Below are 21,228 nucleotides of genomic sequence, written 5' to 3' on the forward strand. Positions count from 1 at the left end.
TTTCATTATTGCTTAAATGATCCATAATGCCTGAAAGTTCATTTCGTAGGTTTAATAAATTATTTATATCTTTCTGAATAGCATTTTTGATTCGTTTTTGTTCTTTTCGTAGTAATTTTTTACGATCATCATCGGCCTTTTGTGCATTATATTTAGTGTTTATCTCTTCTAATTTCTCTTCACGAATACCTGATGTACGGCCAATGAATTTTTTTGCGACTTCAATTAGAATATTTTCTACTACTTCTCTAAAAAGTTTAGACGCTTTATTATCAATAATTCCTTCTCGGCCTGCTTTATCTCTTAAATTGGGATTGTCATTTTTAGTTATACAAACGCCGCCGAAGCATGCTCTGTTACTAAACATATACATACCCGCGTTTTTAGTACGGCGTTTTTCAATTTCAAAGAAATCATTGTCTTCTCGTCCGTATGGCATCACCCTAAGATGATCTCTAAACACCATAACTCCACCGAATTTATCCCGAGTGGATTCAAAAGTTGCATGCTGTTCATCTGATAACGTGGTATTTTTCTTTAAAATTTCAAATGTGCCAATTCGTAAGAAAAATGGGCCAAATCGACTGTCTCTTCTAGTCTTATAGGCAGTTTTAGGTTTGATTGTAATATTTTCATACCAATCCCCAAAAGCTTTAACCCTCCCTTTAAAAAGTCCAGTTTCGTCAATATCCCCTTCGACAATATGTTCTAATTGATCAAAATTTGATATATCAAAGTTACGTACTTCATCTATAATAAAACGTTGAAGATCGCCATTCCATGCAATTACACTAGTTTGAAAATCTGTGATTTTCTCTTCATTATCTCTTCTAAAAGGGTTCACAAAACTGTTAAGAGTCTGAATAAATCTTTCTTTTGCTCTTACTTCACTACCTTCAGCTTCGGAACCTGAATCATTAGATAATTGGGCAATCAAATCATCATGGATACCAGCAATGAACATTGCTGTTCCATGTTCCTCATTTTTACCCCAGACCGGCCATGATAAAAAATGTCTTTCATCAAAATAAGCATCGATGACAGTTTTCTCAATTGAGTTTTTAGTTGATTCTTTCTTTTCCCTCTCTTCTAGTTCTGAAAATAATCTCCAAGCTTGTTCGATTCTTTCATCTCGTAGCCTGTCTTTACCAGAACCCCACACATTGCTTAATAAAGCATCAAACATGCTGGGTAAAATAAGTGATAATTCTTCCTTAGTATCGAACTCAGTTATTGGTATATTTATATCATTCAACATTAAATAAGGATTCTCAAAAAGTCTCCAGTCTAATAAACAAGCCACATATGGTTTATTTATTTTTTTGGAAACTAACAGCATTAACGATCCTAATGCTGCACATGATAAACGACCAATACCTTTTTGACCTTGTTTAACCCTATCTTGCTGTATTCCGTTTTTATCCTCTAATGGGACATGGTTATTAGTTGCTTTGGATTCGGTCCCAACTGTCAACCATTTGTTTACTACATCATCGATCGACATCCCATGCCCATCATCCACTAACGTAGCTACAGGGATATTGCCATCGAAAATGTTTAGTGAAACATTTCTAGCATAGGCATCATAAGCATTTTTCCAAAGCTCTGATATGGCCGTTGGGCAATCCGCAATTTGTTCTCGACCTAAGTGATCAATCGTCCTTGCTCTTGTCTGAAACGTTGCTGATATAACCATTTTCGTCCTCATATAATTAATTAAATAATATTTTGCTATTCCCTTTAAGCAACTTATATATGATATTTTACATCATAGGTTTTGTAATATATATTTTATGAGCGCAGTACCCAACTCAGGAGGAACCGCATTTCCAATTTGTCTCGCTTGTTCTGTTGAATTGCCTATAAAAATAAAATCATCTGGAAAGGTTTGTAACCTGGCGGCGTGCCTTAAGGTGATACCGTGATTTTCCCATGGATGGACAAATCTTCCTTTAGAAGGATTATGGCAACCAGTTGTAATTGTATTAGAAGGGAGATGAATCATCATGCGCCCGTAAACATCTTTATGTCCTTCATAACCATTTGAATGACATTTTAATTGAAATTCTTCGCCAGCATCTGTTCGGCTACCATTTAAAATAGTTGCTTTAAAACGTTCCTCCATTCTTTGTGTAGGAATCATATGAATATTGCAAGGGTCATCTTCAGGGATTGGTTTGCTTTCGTATTCTAAATTATTAAGAAGCACTCTCGCGACATCAGAGGATATTTTAGTTTTACGAAGAAAGTATTCTTCAATATATCTTTCAAGAATTTCATTGCTAATTTTTGGAAACACACAAGAAGCTGTTCTCCATGTTTTTATTGATTTTCCTTCGCCTGAGCTGGCATTGGGATTAAAGTGGGTAGCTGGAGGCGGAAAAGGAAAATTAGTTTCTTTATTATAAATATCATTCCTTATACCTAAAATAAATACGCGCTTTCTATTTTGGGGAACACCGTAATCCCTGGCATTTACGATATCACAATGAACTAAAGTATAACCATTCTTGGACGTTAATTCTTTGAATTCTTTGAGATAATCACTGTGCCGTTCCCATAGTAAACCGGCAACATTCTCGACGAGAAATGCCTTAGGAAGAAATTCACATACAAAATCAAAATATCTAAGTAGTAATTTATTCCTGGGATCATTTACCCCTGAATCTTTAATTCTGTGGCTAGAAAAACCTTGGCAAGGTGGGCCACCAAGAATGATGGTTAGTTCTTTTTTATTTAAATTTAATTGTTGTCTAAGCTCTTTCGGATTAACCAAAAGTATATCTTCTTGTAATAACTTTGTTTGATGTTTAAGACGGTTGATTAAATTCATTTCGTAGGTATGTGCAGCAGCCCTGTCGAACTCTATGGCAGCAACGACACTTAAAGAATTGATGCTATGGGCTGCTAAACTAAATCCCCCTGCGCCTGCAAATAAATCTAATGCTTTCATAAATGTCCAAAAAAGATTATAAACCTATGCATTGTACACTAAGGTCTTTTAAAATCAATAATCAGGCATTCCTTGGTTCAGTTTAACTTATTGAATATTAATGATTTTTTTTGAGCATTAAATCATCAACTATAAGATTTTGATTGAAAATGGACGATCTAATTGAGTTTTAACACCTCCCTGCGATGCCACTCCACAAACCCCTCCCTTGGATAATTCCCTTTCACCATCGGCAACGTAATCTGCTTCCCGGCAAAATCCCAAAACAACCGCCCAACAATCCCACTTCCATTCACCGCCTCGGACACCAGCACCCGCATACTCTCATCAAGCCCAATCGATCCTTTATCAAACGCCTTATGATGAATCGCACACAGCGCCAGTCCATTCGGGATCTCACACGGTCCGCCAAACTGCTTCCACTTAATATGTGCAGCTTCAAGTCCTACAGAGGCGTTATCATGCCGCATGTTGAACCCGCAAATAGCGCACTCATAGTTATATGCGCGCAACACCTGCTGGCGGAACAGCGGATCGCGAACCTTACGGATCTGCTGGATATCAAAACCCATCTCATCCGCGATCTCCTCCTGAATGCTCTCAGGAAAGTGCGCTTCAAGGATCTGCTGCGCCAGCGAGCCGATCATTTTTTTGTTCTTACTCAGTAGCGCATAGTGTTCTTCATCAAACCCGCCTGCGACGTTATGTTCCACAAGTTCTTTAACGGGCGGTTGCTTACTGCCAGTGGTCGAACAGAACTCAGTATTCTTCAGATCCCAAAACCCATCCCCCTTAAGCCGCCAGAAAGGCATATTCGGATAATGCGCCTTCCGCTGTGGGCCAAAGCGCTCTAACAGGCTAAGAAGCTGCTCGTGTACCTCGGTTCCGTAATCAAACAGTCGCGCATGCCCCTGCTGATACTTCGCCAGCACGTACAGAAGCAATAAAGGTTTATGCGGCGCACGCTGTTCGCCTTTGCGCCAGATGGTGATATCGGCAATTGCCTGTTCGAGAGTTTTGCTGGAAGCCATCGCGTTACGGAACAAGGTAAATAATTGCGATGATGCTCGCAAAACCCAGACCAATCAACCCACAATTAACAAAAACATGACCTTACCGCACACAACCTTATTTCCTGAATCCTCCTCGCAAATTTCAAATTTACCCCACCCAAAACCGCTGTATTTATACTCAGCCCTGTATAATGAGCACCAGAAATTACGCCGAACGGCAAAGGATATATCGAAGAATATTTAACGAGGAATTCGCGATATGAAGGTGCTGCAACACCCCCATACCGCTAACCACAAACAACTATAGAGGAGTTGAAAATGGCTGCGACGGATTTTAAGCCAGAGTTTACTGTTTGCAAAACAGAATCAGACGCTTTCACCGGCGTGATTGAAAACCGCGAGCTGGTACGCAAAAACAGCGCCCGCCGTCTTCACGGCAACCCGCCTAACGCGGCGCCCGTCCATCCCCGAGCGGAAACGCCGCAGGACAGTGCCGCCTGCTGCGAACTGTATGCACGCATAGACATGAAATATCTTCTTTTGGGCGGCGAGTGGTTAACCCGTGCTGGCTTTATCAACGGCATGCCCGTGAAAATCCGCGCCATGAAAGACTGCATTGTGATTACACCACAGCATACAAGAGAATTATGGGGATGTCTGGAGGGTATGAGCGTGGTGAATATTAATAAGCAGAAAGTCGCCCAGTGGCTGAAGACCTTTCCGGGAGCGCTGAATGATACAGGTGATGTTCCGGTGATTAAGCGTGGGAGTGGGAAGGCCGTTTAAACTTAAGACTAACGAGTGCGGGCATATGAGCACATGCCCGCACTATGCTAAAAATAACTCAATCATGATCTACCTGTTCTTTAACTGCCTTAACCAGCACAGCATGAAGCTCGCCAACGGTTAAATCGTGTATCACCGGTTCCTGAATGCCTCGCAACCTGCGAATCAAGCGGCAGATACCAAAGTAATCTATGCCCTCGGTGCTAAAAAGAAACTCGTTTTCAGCGAGGGAAAAAGTTTTCTCATAGCCATCTTCTTCAGTGACAAGCGTAACGGCAAACGCTTCCTCGCAGTCTTCTATCAGGGCATCGCCATCCATGCCGCATATATCGAGGTCGGCTTCGATTAGGGTGTTCTCATCAATGCGCTTGCGATGATGTCCCGAGGACTGACGTACAACCTCAATGACCTGCGAAAGAGTGGGGTACATTATGTTGGATTCCGTGGGTGAAGAAATGACGTAGATATTGATTAACAGATCGAGTTAACGCCTGGGACTGATTATTGAAGGTAAAAAGAAAATAAAAACAATCCACGCAAACATCCCAATGATTTTTAACGGCCAGGGTTCGAATACATCAAAGCACACAATTGCGCCTATAACTAATAGTGGTCCTCCCAATAATTCCAGTATTCCTTCTAAGATAGATAACTTATGAGGCAATACACGATTCAGTAAAACGGCCATGAAATGTGCGCATCCTAAAGTGATGATTATAGCTATAGCGCATTCTTTCCAGTTATCAGTGACGCCCACGTATATGAGGCATAACACAATTACAAAAACACAAAGTAACGTATTCAGCATGGAAATAATAAACTTGCTCATAACAGTTATCGTGACGTTTAAAATAAAAAGAGTCTATGAATATAGCGCTCTCAACAGAATGACAAACGACAATGGCTAATAATGCATTTAAGCATTTATTGCGCCTTGCTTATTTACGCAATAATCAAGTTAGCGGCTTCATGCCAATCCCACGCACTCCACCGCTAAATCTACCTTAACTAAACACCGGCACCCCCAGCCCAACCTTCACCTCCCTCAACGTCTCCTGCGTCACCCCCTGCGCCCGCTCCGTCCCGCGTTTCAGCATCGCCATCAGCTCCCCCTTGTCCTGCATATACATCGTCCGCCGCTCCCGCATCGGTGCAATCAGTTCCTGCAAACACGCCTCCAGTTCGTTCTTACATACCCGGTCACCCAGCCCGCCAGCCTGATAGTGCGCCTTCATCTCCGCCACTTTCTCCTTGTCCGGATGAAACGCGTCGAGGTACGTAAACACCACGTTCCCCTCAATCTGCCCCGGATCGCTCACCTTCAGGTGGTTCGGGTCGGTGTACATCGCGCTGACCGCGCGATGAATGGTCTCTTCGCTGGCCGAAAGGTGCAGTGTGTTGCCGAGCGATTTCGACATCTTGGCGCTGCCGTCGATGCCGGGCAGGCGGCTAGTGTCGCTCAGCATCGCCTTGCAGTGGCGCAGCACAGGGGCGGGCAGCAGGCTGTTCATCTTGTGCACAATCTCGTTGGTCTGCTCAATCATCGGCAGCTGGTCGTCGCCGACGGGCACGCATTCGGCCTTAAACGCGGTAATGTCCGCCGCCTGGCTGATGGGGTAGGCCATAAACCCGACCGGCAGCGAGCGGGCGAAGCCCTTCTGCGCAATCTCGTTTTTCACCGTCGGGTTACGCTCCACGCGGGCGACGGTGACGATGTTCATATACAGCATCGTCAGCTCGGCGAGGGCGGGCAGGGCGGACTGCAGGCAGATCGTGGTCAGGTTCGGATCGATGCCGGCGGCGAGGTAGTCGGCCAGCACTTCGGGGATGTTGTCGCGAATTTTTTGCGGGTTGCTGCCGTTGTCGGTCAGCCCCTGCAGGTCGGCAATCAGCACAAACTGGTTGTGTGTGTGCTGGAGCGCCACGCGCTGGCGCAGCGATCCGATAAAGTGGCCGAGGTGCAGCGGGCCGGTTGGGCGATCGCCGGTGAGGATGGTTTGCGTGTTCATAAAGACTCCTTAACGTTGTAATGCCGAAAGGGGTCTTAGAAAAGTGAAAGCCGCCTTTCGGCGGCTATCTGAAAATGGGGAAAACTACTCCGTGCCGCCTTTAAGAAGGCAGCCACCAGCGGTTTACGGTGAGGACGGCGTGGTTTATGTTCATGCTTTTACCGTACCACGTCCGGCGCGAAAAACAAAAGGGCACGTCATGCTGCAATCACTCAACCACCTGACCCTCGCGGTCAGCGACCTGCAAAAAAGCGTCACCTTCTGGCACGAACTGCTGGGGCTGACGCTGCACGCCCGCTGGAATACCGGGGCCTATCTCACCTGCGGCGATCTGTGGATCTGCCTGTCGTACGACGAGGCGCGCCGGTATGTGCCGCCGCAGGAGAGCGACTATACCCACTACGCGTTTACCGTGGCGGAAGCGGATTTTGAACCGTTCTCGCAAAGGCTTGAGCAGGCGGGCGTCACCGTCTGGAAGCAGAACAAAAGCGAGGGGGAATCGTTCTACTTTCTCGACCCGGACGGGCACAAGCTGGAGCTGCACGTGGGCAGCCTCGCCGCGCGGCTGGCGGCGTGTCGCGAGAAGCCCTACGCGGGCATGGTGTTTACCTCAAACGAGGCTTGAGGCGCGCACCTTCAGCCTGCCCGCCAGCGTCACGTGCGTGGCGGCATCTTCCTGATTGCACAGGTACTCCACCGCCAGCCGTCCCAGCTCGCTGTAGGGCAGTTGGATACTGGTCAGCGGCGGGGTGAGCTGCTCGGAGATCTTCTGGTCGTCGTAGCCAGCCAGCAGCATGTCTTGCGGAATGCGCACGCCGTTCACCGCCAGCGCCTGATAGCAGCCAATCGCCAGCCAGTCGCTGGCGCAGAAGATGTCGTCCGGGCGCTCGGCCAGTTCCAGCAGGGCCGTGGTCGCGGTAAAGGACTCGCTGAACTGCCAGTTGGTCTGACGCACCAGGCCGTCGTCGCACGCTAATCCGGCCTGCTGTAGCGCCGCCCGGTAGCCCGCCAGACGCTGGCGGGAGGCCTCCATCCAGCTCTCGCCGGTGATGTGGGCGATGCGCGTGGCCCCGCAGGCGATGAGGTGTTTAGTCACCTGGAATGCGTTGGCGTAGTCGTCCGGGATAAACGACGGCAGCAGCGGCGAGCCGGGGTCTCGCTGGTTGAGTAGCACCAGCGGGATGCGGGTACAGTCGTGAAACGCCGTCATGTCCACCAGCGTGGTGACCGGAGAGGCGAGAATAATCCCGATGCAGTTGCGCTTCTCGAGCTGGCGGATAATGTTCAGCGCCAGCTCGATGTCGTCGCCGTAGTCGTAGACGGTGAGCAGGGTCTCGTTGCGCCACGCCGCTTCCCGCGCCTGGCTGATGGCGTCGATAAACGGGTCAAAGCTCTGCAGCGAGCTGACCAGCAGGGCGATCTCTTCCTGGTTGCGCGGGGCGTGAACGGCGGGGAGGCGGTCGTAGCCGAGCTCGGTGGCAACGTTAATCACCCGCTGGCGGGTGTCGTCGCTGAGCTTGATGTTGCGGGACTGGTTGAGCACCAGCGATACCGTTGCCTGCGACACCCCTGCCGCCCGCGCAATATCGTTCATCGTCACTTTTGTTTTTCGCTTCATCCGTCCTCTCCCTTTCGCGACTTCGCATCATACCCTAACCGCACGCTTTAGCGCCGTCGATCACGTTTCTCATTCATCGAAGCGTGAACTTTGTGAGGGGCATCGCTTTTCAGAACGCCGTGATTTGCGCATATATCCCGCAACTAATATTTATTAGCTAAATATTATCAGTAAGAGGATGCGTAATGAAAGAGCAGTGGAGCAGGGAGCAGGCCCAGGCGTGGTATGAGCAGAAAGGCTGGCTGTGCGGGTTTAACTATTTGCCGTCGACGGCGGTGAACTGGACCGATATCTGGCAGGCAGAGACCTTCGATGCCGCAACCATTGACCGCGAGCTGGGCTGGGCGGCGGAGGCGGGCTATAACACCCTGCGCATCAACCTGCCGTTTATCGTCTGGGAGCATGACCGCGACGGGCTGATGGCGCGCATCGACCGCTTTTTGACGATTGCCGACGGTCACGGGTTCAGCACCATGCTGACCCTGATGGACGACTGCGGCTTCTCCGGTGACGAGCCGTACCTCGGCCCGCAAAAGCCGCCCGTGCCGGGCAAGCACAACAGCCAGGCGGCGGCGAGCCCCGGTCGCGATAAGGTGTGCGATCCCGACTGCTGGGCAGACATTGAACGCTATATCCGCGACGTTGTCCGCCAGTTCCGCGACGATAAGCGCGTGCTGCTGTGGGATCTGTATAACGAGCCGGGCAACCGCGGCATTTTCGCGACGGGCACGCAGGAGGTGCAGTACGACGCGAAGCTGGAGACCTGCGCCCACGCGCTGATGAAGCTGGCGTTCCAGTGGGTGCGTGAAGAAGACCCGACCCAGCCGCTCACCGTCTGCGCGTGGCGCGTCCCGCCGGAAGAGGAGGGCGAGACGTTCTTCCAGCACCCGCTGGACCAGACCGCGCTGGCGCTCTCGGACGTGGTGAGCTTCCACGCCTACACCCACACGGGGCGCATGACGGCGATGATTCAGCAGCTGCAAAAGCTCGGTCGCCCGCTGTTCTGCACCGAATGGCTGGCGCGCCACGTGGGCAGCACGATTGAAGAGCAGCTTCCGCTGATGTACATGGCGAAGGTTGCGCCGTATCAGTGGGGGCTGGTGCGCGGCAAAACCCAGACGTGGCTGCCGTGGCCGGTGGTGATGAAGGAGTCCACGGACTATTGCCGCCTCTGGTTCCACGACGTGTTTGAGGAGAACGGCATTCCGTTCTCGCGCCGTGAAATCGCCCTGATGCAGCAGTTGCGCAAGATCGCCCCGAATCCTCAGGGCTAATAATAACGACCCGGCGCGCTGTCGCCGGGCAACCAGGTACGCACTATGGCAACGACAATGAAAATACCGTCTCGCGAGTTGTGGTCTTATTTTGGCTATGGTTTAGGTCAGTGTTTTAGCTTTGGTTTAGTGGGTTCGTTTATTAACTATTTTTACACCGACGTGCTGGGGATCTCGGCGTTGGCGGCGAGCACCATCTTCCTGATTGCCCGCGCGTGGGACGCGGTTCACGATCCGCTGTTTGCCAGCATAATGGACACCATTAACAGCCGGTTCGGCAAGTTTCGCCACTTTTTGCTGATCGCGCCGCTGCTGATTACCGGCGTCACGCTGCTGTCGTTCTATAAAATCGAAGCGGACATGACCACCAAAATCCTCTACGCCGGGGTGACGTATATCCTGTGGGGGACGCTGTACGCCATCTCCGATATCCCGTTCTGGTCGATGTCGTCGGTGATGACCAACGACTCCGGTCAGCGCACCCGCGCGGTGACGGCGGCGATGCTCGGGGTGAACGCCGGGATTGCCTGCGCCAATATCTTCTTCCCGAAGCTGGCGGCGTTCTTCGCCCAGTACAGCAACGATAAAGGCTACTTTATGGCGGCGCTGGTGATGATGCTGGTGGGCCTGCCGCTGATGCTCAACGGCTTTATGCAGATCAAAGAGCGTGTTCCGCCGAGCCCGGAAAAGGTGACCATTCGCGACACCTTCCACAACCTGCGCCAGAACAAGCCGCTGTTTATCGTCCTGCTGTCGTTCTTTTTCTGCGTGTTCCACAACGTGGCGGGCGGGCTGTATATCTACTTCTTTATCAACAACCTGGGCGACGGCAGCCTGCAGATGGCGATTGGCGTGATGGGCATTGTGGCGGCGGTGCTGTGCCTGGTCGCCCCGATGCTGACGCGCCGGATGCAGAAGCGGAAGCTGTTTATGATCCTCTGCGGGCTGGACGTGGCGGTGCGCGTGGTGATGTGGTTTGTCGGATATCAGCAGGTGACGATGCTGTTTATTCTGCTCGGCCTGAGCACCCTGTTCGTGATGATGACCAACATCCTCACCTCGTCGATGATTGCCGACACCATCGAGTACGCGGAGTACCACACTAACAAGCGCTGCGCGGCGATCACCTTCTCCGGACAGACCTTTACCGGCAAGATGTCGGTAGCGGTGGGCGGCGGGCTTATTGGCGTGTTTCTGACGATGATCGGCTACGTGCCGCAGGCGCAAATCCAGAGCGAAGGCGTGCTGTCGGGGCTGTTCTTTGGGATTTGCCTGCTGCCGGCGATTGGGTCGCTGATCCGCATGGGCTTTATGTCGCGCTTTACCTTTACCGAGGAGAAGCATGCGGAGGTTTGTCGGCTGCTGGCGGAGCGCAGGCGGGGGAGCGAGCAGAATGGCATCGTGGATGAGGCGTTGACCCGCCCGGTATCGGTCAATTAATCGCTTCAGACGCCTGCTTTGCAGGCGTCTGCTTCTAATTCCGCAGCTTCAGGGACTCGGGGAGGTGGAGTATCGAGCTCTGAATACTGGTTCCGATGGTAAAAGGGACGATCCACAAACGTAGCGCATGGCTGTCCGGCTTATGAAGTTCGAAGGGATGGGGAAGCGCATCGCTAAAACCGTCATGCTGCGGGTAAATCAGGATCATATCGCCGCGGCTATCGAGATATTTCGTTCCGTAGGCCAGCATCTGGTAAAGATCGCTTTGCGAAATGTTAAAGCCAGGTTTATGAGGCTTAATCTTTTTCCATTTCGTATCGCAAATAATTGAAGAATGTTTCGACGTGTCATACGGGCGAAGCCAGATATCCGGCTTGAGTCTAAACATATACCTGGTGTGATAGCGAGCCAGAGTGTGTGTTTTTGCTTGGGTATCAATTTGGTAACGTTGATGATGATGATGCCTCATCCACGCCGCAACAAAGGATTCAAATACCGCTTCCATTGGAAAGAGCAGCGATATGGCATCAGCATGACCCTGCATACAAAGTGGTGACTCCCCGTGTAGGATCAATTTGGCCCACTCCAGCGCCTGTTCATAGTGATGCATATGCCTGTCGAGGCGAACCAGATCGAACGCGTGAGCGGTATCAACAACGGGAGGAATACCTTCGAAGGCCGACTGCAAGGGGCGAAGCTGCTGGATGAGCTGAGGGTTGCGGGTCAGGCGCGAAACCGTATCGATGGCCGTTTTGAGAATGCGGTTCTCCGGTCGGTCAACACTGTACTCGTCATACTCCACCTGAAAGCGATCCCGGCGAACGCTATTTGTCGACAGTTGTGCTGAAACCCGCAGTTTTCCCTTCATCCACGGTAGATTCTCCTGCTGGCGAAGGTAGTCACGCTTAAGACCCTGCTGCAGGACCGCCTGGACGCTCTGGATAAATTGATGAATAAAGATATCCATCAGCGGCATGCGCGAGGTTTTGATACTGGCGGAGGTTGTGGCGATGTGCCGGAAGGTTTTCAGCGTGCGCAGCATCATCATCAGCTGTTCGCGGGCGTTATCATGGCCGGTCTTTGGCAACACCTCGATGAACGCTCCTCCCGGCAGCGCAATGACGCCGACATAGTTTTTCACCTGCAGCACCTTCACGCGCCCGACCGTTTTCAGCGTCAGCAGGCGCGCGTCGTATTCCGCATCGTCGTTCAGGCAGCATTGCTCCAGCCACGCAAAACAGGCCGGAGGAAGCTCCACTGCGTCCTTAACCCGGCCGCTGTCCTCTTTACTGACCAAATAACCGTATTCAAAGGTGGACCACTGCCGCCGCCCGGTCATTCGTCGTTCTCCGCGCCTCGCGCACCTGCATCGTAAATCTGACGCCAGGCGATGGCATTATTCCAGACAGGATCGTCTTCGCCTGCAAGGTGATAGCGCTCTCCCTCTTCCTGCAGATCGTCCGATGCATCCGTTCCAAACAGCCGCTGAATATTTCCCTCGTTTTTGATCGAACGGATGAAGCACAGGGCGGGATCCTGCTTCTGGTTATCTCCAAGGACCAGACGAATTTTCTGCCAGTCGTTGTAAAAGTACTCCTCCAGCAGCGGCAGTACTTTATTTTTCATCACCCGCTGCAGACGGGCGAAAGCAATGTCATCGTCCTCCGTCTCAATTACCGGTATGAAAAAAGCGTGCCCGAGCGTGTGCTCGCTATCGTACAGCGCCTCAATGCGTTCATTGAGCATCTGCAGTAGCCGTTTGAGATCGATACCTTTGATGACGTGGCCTTCCAGAATGGAGGCTTTCGGCAGCATGGCCTTGAACTCGAAGCGGCGGCGCAGGGCGGTGTCCAGAGCGGTCAGGGAACGGTCCGCGGTATTCATGGTGCCGACCAGGAACAGGTTGTTTGGCACGCTGAATTTTTCGCCCGAATAGGGTAGCGTCACGCTCAGGGCCTCGGGTTCACCCATGCGCTTGGATTTCTCAATTAAGGTGATGAGCTCTCCGAAAATTTTGGAGATATTGCCACGGTTAATCTCGTCAACAATCAGCACGTAGTTCTGGCGTTTTGCCGGTGCATTTTTTTTCGGTGTGACGGGAAGATTATAATTATCATGAAGATAGTTGAGGATACCCCGGACATACGACTCGTTGTGGATATCAATCCCGTTGTTCTGATACCAGGCTTTGATGTCCTTCACGTAGGCGTTGTATCCATTCCCCAGATCCCCTTTTTTGCTGTTTAAAGGGAAGATGCCGAAGTTCGTTTCACTTTTATAGGTGACGCCGAACGGTTTACCTGATGTCGTTTTGAGCGTGGCGGCTTCGCCATTCAGCAGTTCTTTTTGAAACTTTGATAGCGCCTCGTTCAGCGCCAGCTGTTCACCTGCGTAACCAAACGCTGCATCCTCACAGATTTGCTTAAAGACGCCGGATTTAATGTCATAGCGAACGTTACCGTCACGGGTGGTATCGGCGCGTAGCCCTTCAATAAACTCTTCATAACCAAAGCTTTGGTGGAAAGTGACAAAGCGGATGCGCTGTTCGGAGACCAGCCGGTCATAAAGCGTTTTAAGTGCGTTTCGGTAATCACTGCCCTGAAGGCCATCCAGCAGGCGGGAATACTCAGCGGGTTCACAGGCGCGGACGGCATGCTCAACGGTGGAATAGGTTTTACCCGTCCCCGGAGGGCCATAGAGAATGACGTTCAGTGGAACATCCGCCACGCTCTCATCCGTATCCTGATCGTCGTCTTCGGCCCAGGACTCGCTACCTACCAGGCCGATATCGCTCTTATCTTTGATGAAATGCGTGTAGAGATGCCACAGCGACATATTGAGTTCGACAGGGTCTACATGGCCGCCCAGCTCGCGGTTCAGAGCCGCCTTCAGCTCCAGGTTTTTTTCAAACCACGTCCCTTTCCCGGCGAGCCCAAGCCCGAAGCGGTTATTACAGTAGTTATAAATGCGGGAAAACATTTTGGTATTTACCACGTTCGAAACCCGCTCAGGGTACAGCGTGGCAAAAGCCCGGTGACACAACGCCCAGTACTGTTTCTTGAGAATGGATTTGGCCTTAAGCGCCTGTAGCTTGTTGACCACCTTTTCATATACGGCCGGGGTGCAGCCCTGTGCCATCAGGGTTGTGATTTCCCGCAGGTGAATCTGGGCCGCATTGTATTCGTTCTGCGACATTCCACCCTGTTTAATGCTGGCGACGCCGTTGGAGCGTTCATACCAAAGTGCCTTGATAAGGCTTTGATCACGAAACTCGGGCCGCTCTGTCGCTACGCGTTTGACCATCTGGTGATAGGCTGGCCCCCATTTAGGGCTGTATCGGCTGTTGTTATTGATATGCTCATTAAAGAAGGGGGCTAACGCGGTGCGATCCTGAACCATCACAAACTCCGGAAGTCGGGTAAAGGCGGTAAAGGTCAGTATTTTATAGGATTAATCTGAATAGTGTCACTGCTTGTTCAGGTGGGTTGAGGCGATAAGGGGGCTGTCGCCATTGGCGTCAGCCCTCAGACTTACAGCGACTTCACAAACGCCAGCAGATCTTCGTTGAGCTGATCCTGGTGGGTCAGCGCGAAGCCGTGCGGGGCGTTGTCGTACACCTTCAGCGTGGCGTTTTTAATCATCTCTGCCGCCAGCTTGCCGGTGCTTTCAAACGGCACGATCTGGTCGTTGCTGCCGTGGATCACCAGCGTCGGCACGTCGATTTTCGCCATATCCGGGCGGAAGTCGGTTTCGCCGAACGCGGTCACGCAGTCGATGGTGCCCTTCAGGGATGCCAGCAGGGCGATGTTCAGCGTCTGGGTCAGGGCGCCGGCGGAAACGGTCTGCCCGGCGTTGATGCCGTAGAACGGCGTCGCGAAGTCGCTGATGAACTGGGCGCGATCTTTACGCAGTCCGTCGCGAATGCCGTCGAACACGCTCTGATCCACACCCTGCGGGAAGGAGTCGGATTTACCGAAGATCGGCGTGACCGCACCCAGCAGCGCCAGACCGGCCACGCGCGCGCTGCCGTAGTTGTTGATGTAGCGGGTCACGTCGCCGCCGCCCATGGAGAAGCCCACCAGCGTCACGTTCTGGAGGTCCAGGGTGGTGATCAGGTCGTTAATGTCGGACGCAAAGGTATCGTAGTCGTAGCCGTTCCACGGCTGATCCGAGCGGCCAAAGCCGCGACGGTCAAAGGCGATGGCGCGGAAGCCGCGTTCGGCCAGGTAGTTCAGCTGGCTGTCCCACATGTCGCCGTCCAGCGGCCAGCCGTGGCTGAAGAGAACCGGTTTGCCCGCGCCGCAGTCTTTGTAGTAAATCTGCGTGCCGTCTTTTGCCTTAAACGTTGCCATAGTGTGTTCCTGTACAGGTGATGGTTATGGTTATACCGGCGCGACCAGATAGCGAATTGCCGGTGATGTTGTGCCCTGATGAAAAGCCAGAACGCGGCTCTGCAGCAGGAGGTCATTCATGGTGTGGCGCTCCTGCTGGCGCAGATGCTCAATCCACGAGCCCATCAGGAAGGTCTCAATAAACAGGCCGGGGCGCTCAATATCTTCATATACCGCCCAACTCATCGCCCCGGCGCGGCGGCGCACCCGGCGCAGCTCGTGTACCGCCTCCAGGAAGGCTTTCGCGTTCTGCGGGTCGATGATGTACTCGTGCGACACCAGCACCGGGCCGCGCTCGTTCGGCAGCTCAATCTCCACGCCGTCCAGCGGCTGGCCGCTCAGGTCGAGGTTTAAATCAGGATCTTTCTCCAGCTTCCAGCGGAACACCGTTGCGCTTGCCAGCACCATCCCCAGCGTGGCGACAACCAGCGAGGTCGGGGTGCCAAACTGCGAGGCGATCTGCCCCCAGATGGCGCTGCCCGTGGTCATCGAGCCGAAAAAGACCGTCAGATAAACCGCCAGCGCCCGGGCTTTTACCCAGCGGGCGGCGCTGCGCTGTGCGCCGAGATTGAGGGTGGAGAGCACCGCAATCCACGCGAAGCCGGTGAAGAACTCAAACAGGTTGAGCAGCCAGACGTGGCGCACGAACGCCAGCGCCAGCATGGTGAGGGCAAAAACCAGACTCGCGGCCACCATCAGCCGATCGGCGTTCAGCCGCTGGCGCAGGCGCGGCAGCAGGATCGCCCCGGCAATGGCGCCCAGGCCAATGCACGCCAGCATCACGCCGTAGCCTGCCGGGCCTAAGCCCAGCTCGCGGCGCGCCACCAGCGGCAGCAGTGCCCAGCCCGCGCTGCCGAAAACGAAGAAGGCCACGGTGCGCACCAGCACGTTGCGCAGCACCGGCGCGGCGTGCACGTAGCGAATGCCGGAGCGCACCGCGGAGAAGAAGTGTTCCGGCGGCAGGCGCTGCACGGACGGGGCCGGACGCCAGCGCCACAGCACCCACGCCACGCCCACCACGGACAGCGCGTTCAGGGCAAACACCATCCACGGCCCTGCGAGCGAAAGCAGAAAACCGCCCAGCGCGGGACCAATCGCCCGGCTGATGTTCACCCCGAGCGAGTTCAGCGCCACGGCGGCACCCAGCTCCGGCTTGCTCACCAGATCGGGCACCACGGCCTGGAACGGCGGCGAGCTCATCGCCGCGCCCACGCTCAGCAGGAACGTCGCCACCAGCAGAACGGTAGGGGTGACGTGTCCGGTGAAGGAGAGCACCGTCAGCCCGGCGGCGGCGATGAACACCCACAGCTGGGAGAAGAGCAGGTATTTACGCCGGTCAACGATGTCCGCCATTACCCCGGACGGCAGGGCGAAGAGGAACATCGGCAGGCTGCTGGCGGCCTGCACCAGCGCGATATCCAGCGGGTCGGCGCTGAGCGTGAGCATGCTCCAGTTGATGCCGACGTCGCTCATCCATGAGCCGACGTTAGAGACCACCGTGGCGATCCACAGCATGCGGAACACCGGCTGGCTCAGCGGCTGCCAGGGCGAAACCGCCCGCGTGGGCGTCGTCTCAACGTGTGCGTCGCGAACGTCGTTAACCTGGGTCATGCGAACCTCTCCGCTGCCTTACGCTGCAGCCGCCACTGGCCCGGCCCGGTGAGGGCGAGAGTGGTGAAGATAATCAGCAGCAGCCAGCCAAACTGCCCTTCGGCAATCGACCAGTCCGGGTGTACCGCCAGCATCGCCACCAGCAGCACGGCGATAATCGGCAGGCACGCCAGGCGGGTGTAGACGCCCGCAATGATCAACAGCGGGCAGATGACCTCGGCGACGATCGCCGGGATCAGGCTCGCGTAAGGCCCGAAGCCAAACGGATCTTCAATGCGCGTCAGCTCTTCGCTGAAGTGCAGCACCTTCGGCAGGCCGTGCACGTAGAGCAGCAGCAGGCTGCCGGTGAGGCGCAGGAAGAACAGCCCCAGGTCGACCCGAGGTGGCATAGTAGTGTTTTTCATCAGAATGCAAAGCAGCTGCAGCCCAGCGCCCCCCAGAAAGCGTTATCGTCGGATACCGGCATCTCTGACGTGCGGGCGAAATCATGCTGGTGGCTGTGAACCCCGCACGGGCCGCTGCAGTGGTGAGCCACACTCATGCCCACGCGGGCGGCCTGCGGCGGCGCGCTGCGGTAGTGACCCGGCACTTTCACCACCGGCGACCACTCGGGCAGAACCGGAATGGCCGGTGGCGCGAGCGGGCCAAAGCTGCCTGCGGCGTAGACGATGTCGCCGTTGACCACCGTCAGGACGGACTCGATGCCCTTGATTTCCTCTTCCGGCACGCGGAAGTAGTCTTTGCTGAGCACCGCCAGGTCGGCGAGCTGGCCGACCTTGATCTGCCCCTTCTGGTTCTGCTCGCTGGAGAACCACGCGCTGCCCTGGGTCCAGAGCATCAGGGCGGTATCGCGATCCAGACGGGCGCTATGATCGTACATCTGCATCCCGCCTACGGTGCGGCCGGAGACCAGCCAGTAGAGCGCGGTCCACGGGTTATAGCTCGCCACGCGGGTGGCGTCCGTCCCTAAGCCCACCGGCACGCCGGTCTCGAGCATTTTTGCCACCGGCGGCGTGTGGCGGGTAGCTTCGATGCCATAGCGCTCGGCAAAGTACTCCCCCTGGAAGGCCATGCGGTGCTGGACGGCAATACCGCCGCCCAGCGCTTTGATGCGGTCGATGTTGGCCTGGGTAACGGTTTCCGCATGGTCGAAGAACCAGTGCAGGCCGTTGAACGGAATGTCGCGGTTAACTTTTTCGAACACGTCCAGCATGCGGCTGATGGATTCGTTATAGGTGGCGTGCAGGCGGAACGGCCAGCGGTGCTCCACCAGATGGCGCACCACGCGCTCCAGCTCGTCCTCCATGCCCGGCGCGAGGTCCGGGCGCGGCTCGAGGAAGTCTTCAAAATCGGCGGCGGAGAAGACCAGCATCTCGCCCGCGCCGTTGTGGCGGAAGAAGTCGCTGCCCTGGCCCGGCGTGAGCATGTCGGTCCATTTTTCAAAGTCTTCCAGCTCGTGGCCCGGACGCTGGGTAAACAGGTTATAGGCGATGCGGATGGTCATCTGCTTTTTCTCGTGCAGCTCGGCAATCACCTCGTAATCTTCCGGGTAGTTCTGGAAGCCGCCGCCCGCGTCGATGGCGCTGGTCAGCCCCAGACGGTTCAGCTCGCGCATAAACTGGCGCGTGGAGTTGACCTGCTGCTCCAGTGGCAGCTTCGGCCCTTTCGCCAGCGTGGCATAGAGGATCATGGCGTTCGGACGGGCAATCAGCATCCCGGTCGGGTTGCCGTTGGCGTCGCGCTGGATCTCGCCGCCCGGCGGGTTCGGCGTCTCTTTGGTGTAGCCGACCACCTTCAGCGCGGCGCGGTTGAGCAGAGCGCGGTCGTACAGGTGCAGAATGAAGACCGGGGTGTCCGGCGCGGCGTCGTTAATCTCGTCCAGCGTCGGCATGCGGCGCTCGGCAAACTGGAACTCGCTCCAGCCGCCCACCACGCGCACCCACTGGGGCGACGGGGTGCGCAGGGCCTGTTCTTTCAGCATCCGCAGGGCGTCGGCCAGGGACGGCACGCCTTCCCAGCGCAGCTCGAGGTTGTAGTTCAGCCCGCCGCGGATCAGGTGCAGGTGCGAGTCGTTCAGGCCGGGGATCGCGGTGTGGCCTTTCAAATCCACCACCTTAGTGCCGTCGCAGTGGTGCTGCATCACCTCGGCGACGGTACCCACTTCCAGAAATTTTCCGTCGCGCACGGCAACGGCTTCCGCGACAGGGTTCTCGCGATCGACGGTGTGAAACTGGCCGTTAACCAGAATAAGATCGGCTTTACCGAGGGTAACCATAACTGCTCCTGACTGAGAGGGGGAATGGTCAGGATTATGGGAACCGGTTTCGGCAAAGATCCAGTTATACAATAGGATAGGTATACCAAAGTATAACTATACCTAAGGTTAACTATACGAAGAGATAATTACGCGCGGCGACGGAAAATCGCAGGATGAGGGTGACTTTATCGTCGCGGCGCTCGCGGCGATTTCTACCCTTAACCACTGGAAAATGCTATGACCTCTTCAAAGCTCGAAGTGTTAACCCCTGCGAACTGTCAGATCATCTTTATCGATCACCAGCCACAGATGGCGTTTGGCGTGCAGTCTATTGACCGCCAGGTGCTGAAAAACAACACCGTGGCGCTGGCGAAAGCGGCCAAAGTGTTCAACATCCCGACCATCATCACCACCGTTGAGACAGAAAGCTTCTCCGGTAACACCTATCCGGAGCTGCTGGACGTGTTCCCGGGCCAGGACATTCTGGAGCGTACCTCCATGAACTCCTGGGACGACCAGAAGGTGCGCGACGCGCTGAAGGCTAACGGCAAGAAGAAGGTGGTGGTTGCCGGCCTGTGGACCGAAGTGTGCAACAACAGCTTTGCCCTGTGCGCGATGCTGGAAGGCGACTACGAAATTTATATGGTGGCGGACGCGTCCGGCGGCACCTCCAAAGAAGCCCACGACTTCGCGATGCAGCGCATGATCCAGGCAGGCGTGATCCCGGTGACCTGGCAGCAGGTGATGCTGGAGTGGCAGCGCGACTGGGCGCGTAAAGAAACCTACACCGCGGTGATGGATATCGTGCGCGAACACTCCGGCGCGTACGGCATGGGCGTGGATTACGCCTACACCATGGTGCACAAAGCACCGTCTCGCCAGAAGAGCGAGCACCGCACCTTAGCGCCGGTCCCGGCTCGCTAAGTTCCGCTGGCGGGCTGGTCCCTCATCCGGCTCGCCGCTGCCTTTTTCTCTGGAGTTCACAATGAGTACTGGGCTGATATCCCTTGCCGCAGGCGTGTTGATTGGCCTGATGTATGCCGTGCTGAAGGTGCGCTCCCCCGCGCCGCCCGCGCTGGCGCTGATTGGCCTGCTGGGGATGCTGGCGGGTGAACAGGCGACGCGCCATCTGTTATCCCGCGACGGCGCGCCGCCTCCTCAGGTGACGGTTCCGCAGGTGAAATCGCAGACGGGAGCGACGTCATGAGAGCATGGATAATTTCGCTGGTGTGCGGCGTGGTTGCTGGGGTAATTTACGCCCTGCTCGACGTTCATTCCCCGGCACCGCCGGTTGTCGCCCTGCTTGGCCTGTTTGGCATGCTGGTGGGTGAACAGCTCATCCCGGTGGGACGGCGTTTACTGAGTCGCGAACCGTTTACCCTCGCCTGGTTTCGTCACGAATGCGTGCCGAAAATCAGCGGCACGGCGCCCCCTGCGCCCGCGAAGGACGATCGCGACGTTTAATGATTTTTTTGAGGAAAGACAGCATGACGCTGCCGTGGCGCATTGCCATCATTGATGACGAACGTTCCGTCCGCAGCGGGCTGAGTAATCTCCTGGAGTCGGAAGGGTATGCCGCCGATACGTTTGATTCGGCAGAGGTGTTTCTGAGCCATCCGCTCGCCCTGTCCGGCGCGGCGCTGGTGATCGCCGATATCAAGCTGCGGGGCATGAGCGGCCTGGAGCTGTTTGACAAGCTGCGGCTGCTGGCCGTCCCCCCACCGCCCGTGATCTTTATCTCCGGTCATGCTGATGAAAATATGCAGCGGTACGCTCTTAGCCTGGGCGCCGCTGCATTTTTGCGTAAACCCATTAACATCGATATTCTGCTGGATCATATACAGCGGGAGCTGGCCCGCCGACGATAAGGATCGCG

The 21,228-nt window shown here is 54.6% G+C and carries 20 protein-coding genes; 8 read left to right on the top strand and 12 right to left on the bottom strand.

Annotation, left to right across the window (positions count from 1 at the left end):
• The 3 genes from IM295_RS09300 to IM295_RS09310 form a co-directional block, all read right to left on the bottom strand.
• On the bottom strand, window positions 1-1,696 hold a 1,696-nt coding region (locus IM295_RS09300; RefSeq protein ID WP_193066584.1), incomplete at its 3' end, for an ATP-binding protein.
• A 72-nt stretch (window positions 1,697-1,768) separates the two neighbouring features.
• The gene (locus tag IM295_RS09305; RefSeq protein ID WP_193066585.1) at window positions 1,769-2,953 is read right to left on the bottom strand and encodes a DNA cytosine methyltransferase; all 1,185 of its coding nucleotides are present in this window, start codon (window positions 2,951-2,953) and stop codon (window positions 1,769-1,771) included.
• 158 nt (window positions 2,954-3,111) lie between these two features.
• Window positions 3,112-3,984: a phosphorothioated DNA-binding restriction endonuclease gene (locus IM295_RS09310; RefSeq protein WP_193066586.1), complete on the bottom strand. Its 873-nt coding sequence runs from the start codon at window positions 3,982-3,984 to the stop codon at window positions 3,112-3,114.
• 300 nt (window positions 3,985-4,284) lie between these two features.
• On the opposite strand from IM295_RS09310, the gene IM295_RS09315 reads away from it, so the two are divergent.
• The gene (locus tag IM295_RS09315; protein ID WP_193066587.1) at window positions 4,285-4,752 is read left to right on the top strand and encodes a SymE family type I addiction module toxin; all 468 of its coding nucleotides are present in this window, start codon (window positions 4,285-4,287) and stop codon (window positions 4,750-4,752) included.
• 58 nt (window positions 4,753-4,810) lie between these two features.
• Here IM295_RS09315 and IM295_RS09320 read toward each other — a convergent pair whose 3' ends face one another.
• Both IM295_RS09320 and trpS read right to left on the bottom strand, forming a co-directional pair.
• Window positions 4,811-5,182, bottom strand: a complete 372-nt coding sequence (locus IM295_RS09320) for a hypothetical protein (RefSeq protein ID WP_048961085.1) — start codon at window positions 5,180-5,182, stop codon at window positions 4,811-4,813.
• A gap of 574 nt (window positions 5,183-5,756) precedes the next feature.
• Entirely contained in the window at window positions 5,757-6,761 is a 1,005-nt protein-coding gene (gene trpS, locus IM295_RS09325) for a tryptophan--tRNA ligase (protein ID WP_193066588.1), read from the bottom strand.
• Window positions 6,762-6,960: 199 nt separating this feature from the next.
• Between trpS and fosA the strand changes: the two genes are divergently transcribed.
• Window positions 6,961-7,386: a FosA/FosA2 family fosfomycin resistance glutathione transferase gene (gene fosA, locus IM295_RS09330; protein ID WP_193066589.1), complete on the top strand. Its 426-nt coding sequence runs from the start codon at window positions 6,961-6,963 to the stop codon at window positions 7,384-7,386.
• On the opposite strand, the gene IM295_RS09335 is transcribed toward fosA, so the two are convergent.
• Entirely contained in the window at window positions 7,372-8,379 is a 1,008-nt protein-coding gene (locus IM295_RS09335) for a LacI family DNA-binding transcriptional regulator (protein WP_193066590.1), read from the bottom strand. The genes fosA and IM295_RS09335 overlap by 15 nt on opposite strands.
• 185 nt (window positions 8,380-8,564) lie before the next feature.
• On the opposite strand from IM295_RS09335, the gene IM295_RS09340 reads away from it, so the two are divergent.
• Both IM295_RS09340 and IM295_RS09345 read left to right on the top strand, forming a co-directional pair.
• Window positions 8,565-9,653, top strand: a complete 1,089-nt coding sequence (locus tag IM295_RS09340; RefSeq protein ID WP_193066591.1) for a cellulase family glycosylhydrolase — start codon at window positions 8,565-8,567, stop codon at window positions 9,651-9,653.
• 45 nt (window positions 9,654-9,698) lie between these two features.
• Entirely contained in the window at window positions 9,699-11,093 is a 1,395-nt protein-coding gene (locus IM295_RS09345) for an MFS transporter (RefSeq protein ID WP_126817931.1), read from the top strand.
• A 34-nt stretch (window positions 11,094-11,127) separates the two neighbouring features.
• On the opposite strand, the gene IM295_RS09350 is transcribed toward IM295_RS09345, so the two are convergent.
• The 6 genes from IM295_RS09350 to IM295_RS09375 all read right to left on the bottom strand — a co-directional run bounded on the left by IM295_RS09350 (window position 11,128) and on the right by IM295_RS09375 (window position 19,370).
• Complete coding sequence (locus tag IM295_RS09350; RefSeq protein WP_032608430.1) at window positions 11,128-12,432, bottom strand: McrC family protein; 1,305 nt, start codon at window positions 12,430-12,432, stop codon at window positions 11,128-11,130.
• Window positions 12,429-14,492: an McrB family protein gene (locus tag IM295_RS09355; protein ID WP_136486727.1), complete on the bottom strand. Its 2,064-nt coding sequence runs from the start codon at window positions 14,490-14,492 to the stop codon at window positions 12,429-12,431. The genes IM295_RS09350 and IM295_RS09355 overlap by 4 nt, the downstream gene beginning before the upstream one ends.
• A gap of 131 nt (window positions 14,493-14,623) precedes the next feature.
• Window positions 14,624-15,445, bottom strand: a complete 822-nt coding sequence (locus IM295_RS09360; RefSeq protein ID WP_193066592.1) for an alpha/beta fold hydrolase — start codon at window positions 15,443-15,445, stop codon at window positions 14,624-14,626.
• Window positions 15,446-15,475: 30 nt separating this feature from the next.
• Window positions 15,476-17,095, bottom strand: a complete 1,620-nt coding sequence (locus IM295_RS09365) for an MFS transporter (protein WP_192971554.1) — start codon at window positions 17,093-17,095, stop codon at window positions 15,476-15,478.
• Window positions 17,092-17,499: a DoxX family protein gene (locus tag IM295_RS09370; RefSeq protein WP_126300261.1), complete on the bottom strand. Its 408-nt coding sequence runs from the start codon at window positions 17,497-17,499 to the stop codon at window positions 17,092-17,094. Before IM295_RS09370 ends, IM295_RS09365 begins: the two co-directional genes overlap by 4 nt.
• The gene (locus IM295_RS09375) at window positions 17,499-19,370 is read right to left on the bottom strand and encodes an amidohydrolase (protein ID WP_136343902.1); all 1,872 of its coding nucleotides are present in this window, start codon (window positions 19,368-19,370) and stop codon (window positions 17,499-17,501) included. Before IM295_RS09375 ends, IM295_RS09370 begins: the two co-directional genes overlap by 1 nt.
• Before the next feature lie 219 nt (window positions 19,371-19,589).
• On the opposite strand from IM295_RS09375, the gene IM295_RS09380 reads away from it, so the two are divergent.
• From IM295_RS09380 to IM295_RS09395, 4 genes are all read left to right on the top strand, one after another.
• A complete protein-coding gene (locus tag IM295_RS09380) occupies window positions 19,590-20,276 on the top strand; it encodes a hydrolase (RefSeq protein ID WP_023331928.1) in 687 nt (228 codons plus the stop codon).
• Between the two features lie 61 nt (window positions 20,277-20,337).
• Complete coding sequence (locus IM295_RS09385) at window positions 20,338-20,559, top strand: DUF1427 family protein (RefSeq protein ID WP_028015362.1); 222 nt, start codon at window positions 20,338-20,340, stop codon at window positions 20,557-20,559.
• Entirely contained in the window at window positions 20,556-20,816 is a 261-nt protein-coding gene (locus IM295_RS09390) for a XapX domain-containing protein (protein WP_028015363.1), read from the top strand. The genes IM295_RS09385 and IM295_RS09390 overlap by 4 nt, the downstream gene beginning before the upstream one ends.
• A gap of 23 nt (window positions 20,817-20,839) precedes the next feature.
• Entirely contained in the window at window positions 20,840-21,220 is a 381-nt protein-coding gene (locus IM295_RS09395; RefSeq protein ID WP_028015364.1) for a response regulator transcription factor, read from the top strand.
• The last annotated feature ends 8 nt before the right edge of the window (window positions 21,221-21,228 follow it).

The sequence above is a fragment of the Enterobacter cloacae complex sp. P14RS genome, from assembly GCF_014895895.1.
Classification (GTDB): domain Bacteria; phylum Pseudomonadota; class Gammaproteobacteria; order Enterobacterales; family Enterobacteriaceae; genus Enterobacter; species Enterobacter bugandensis.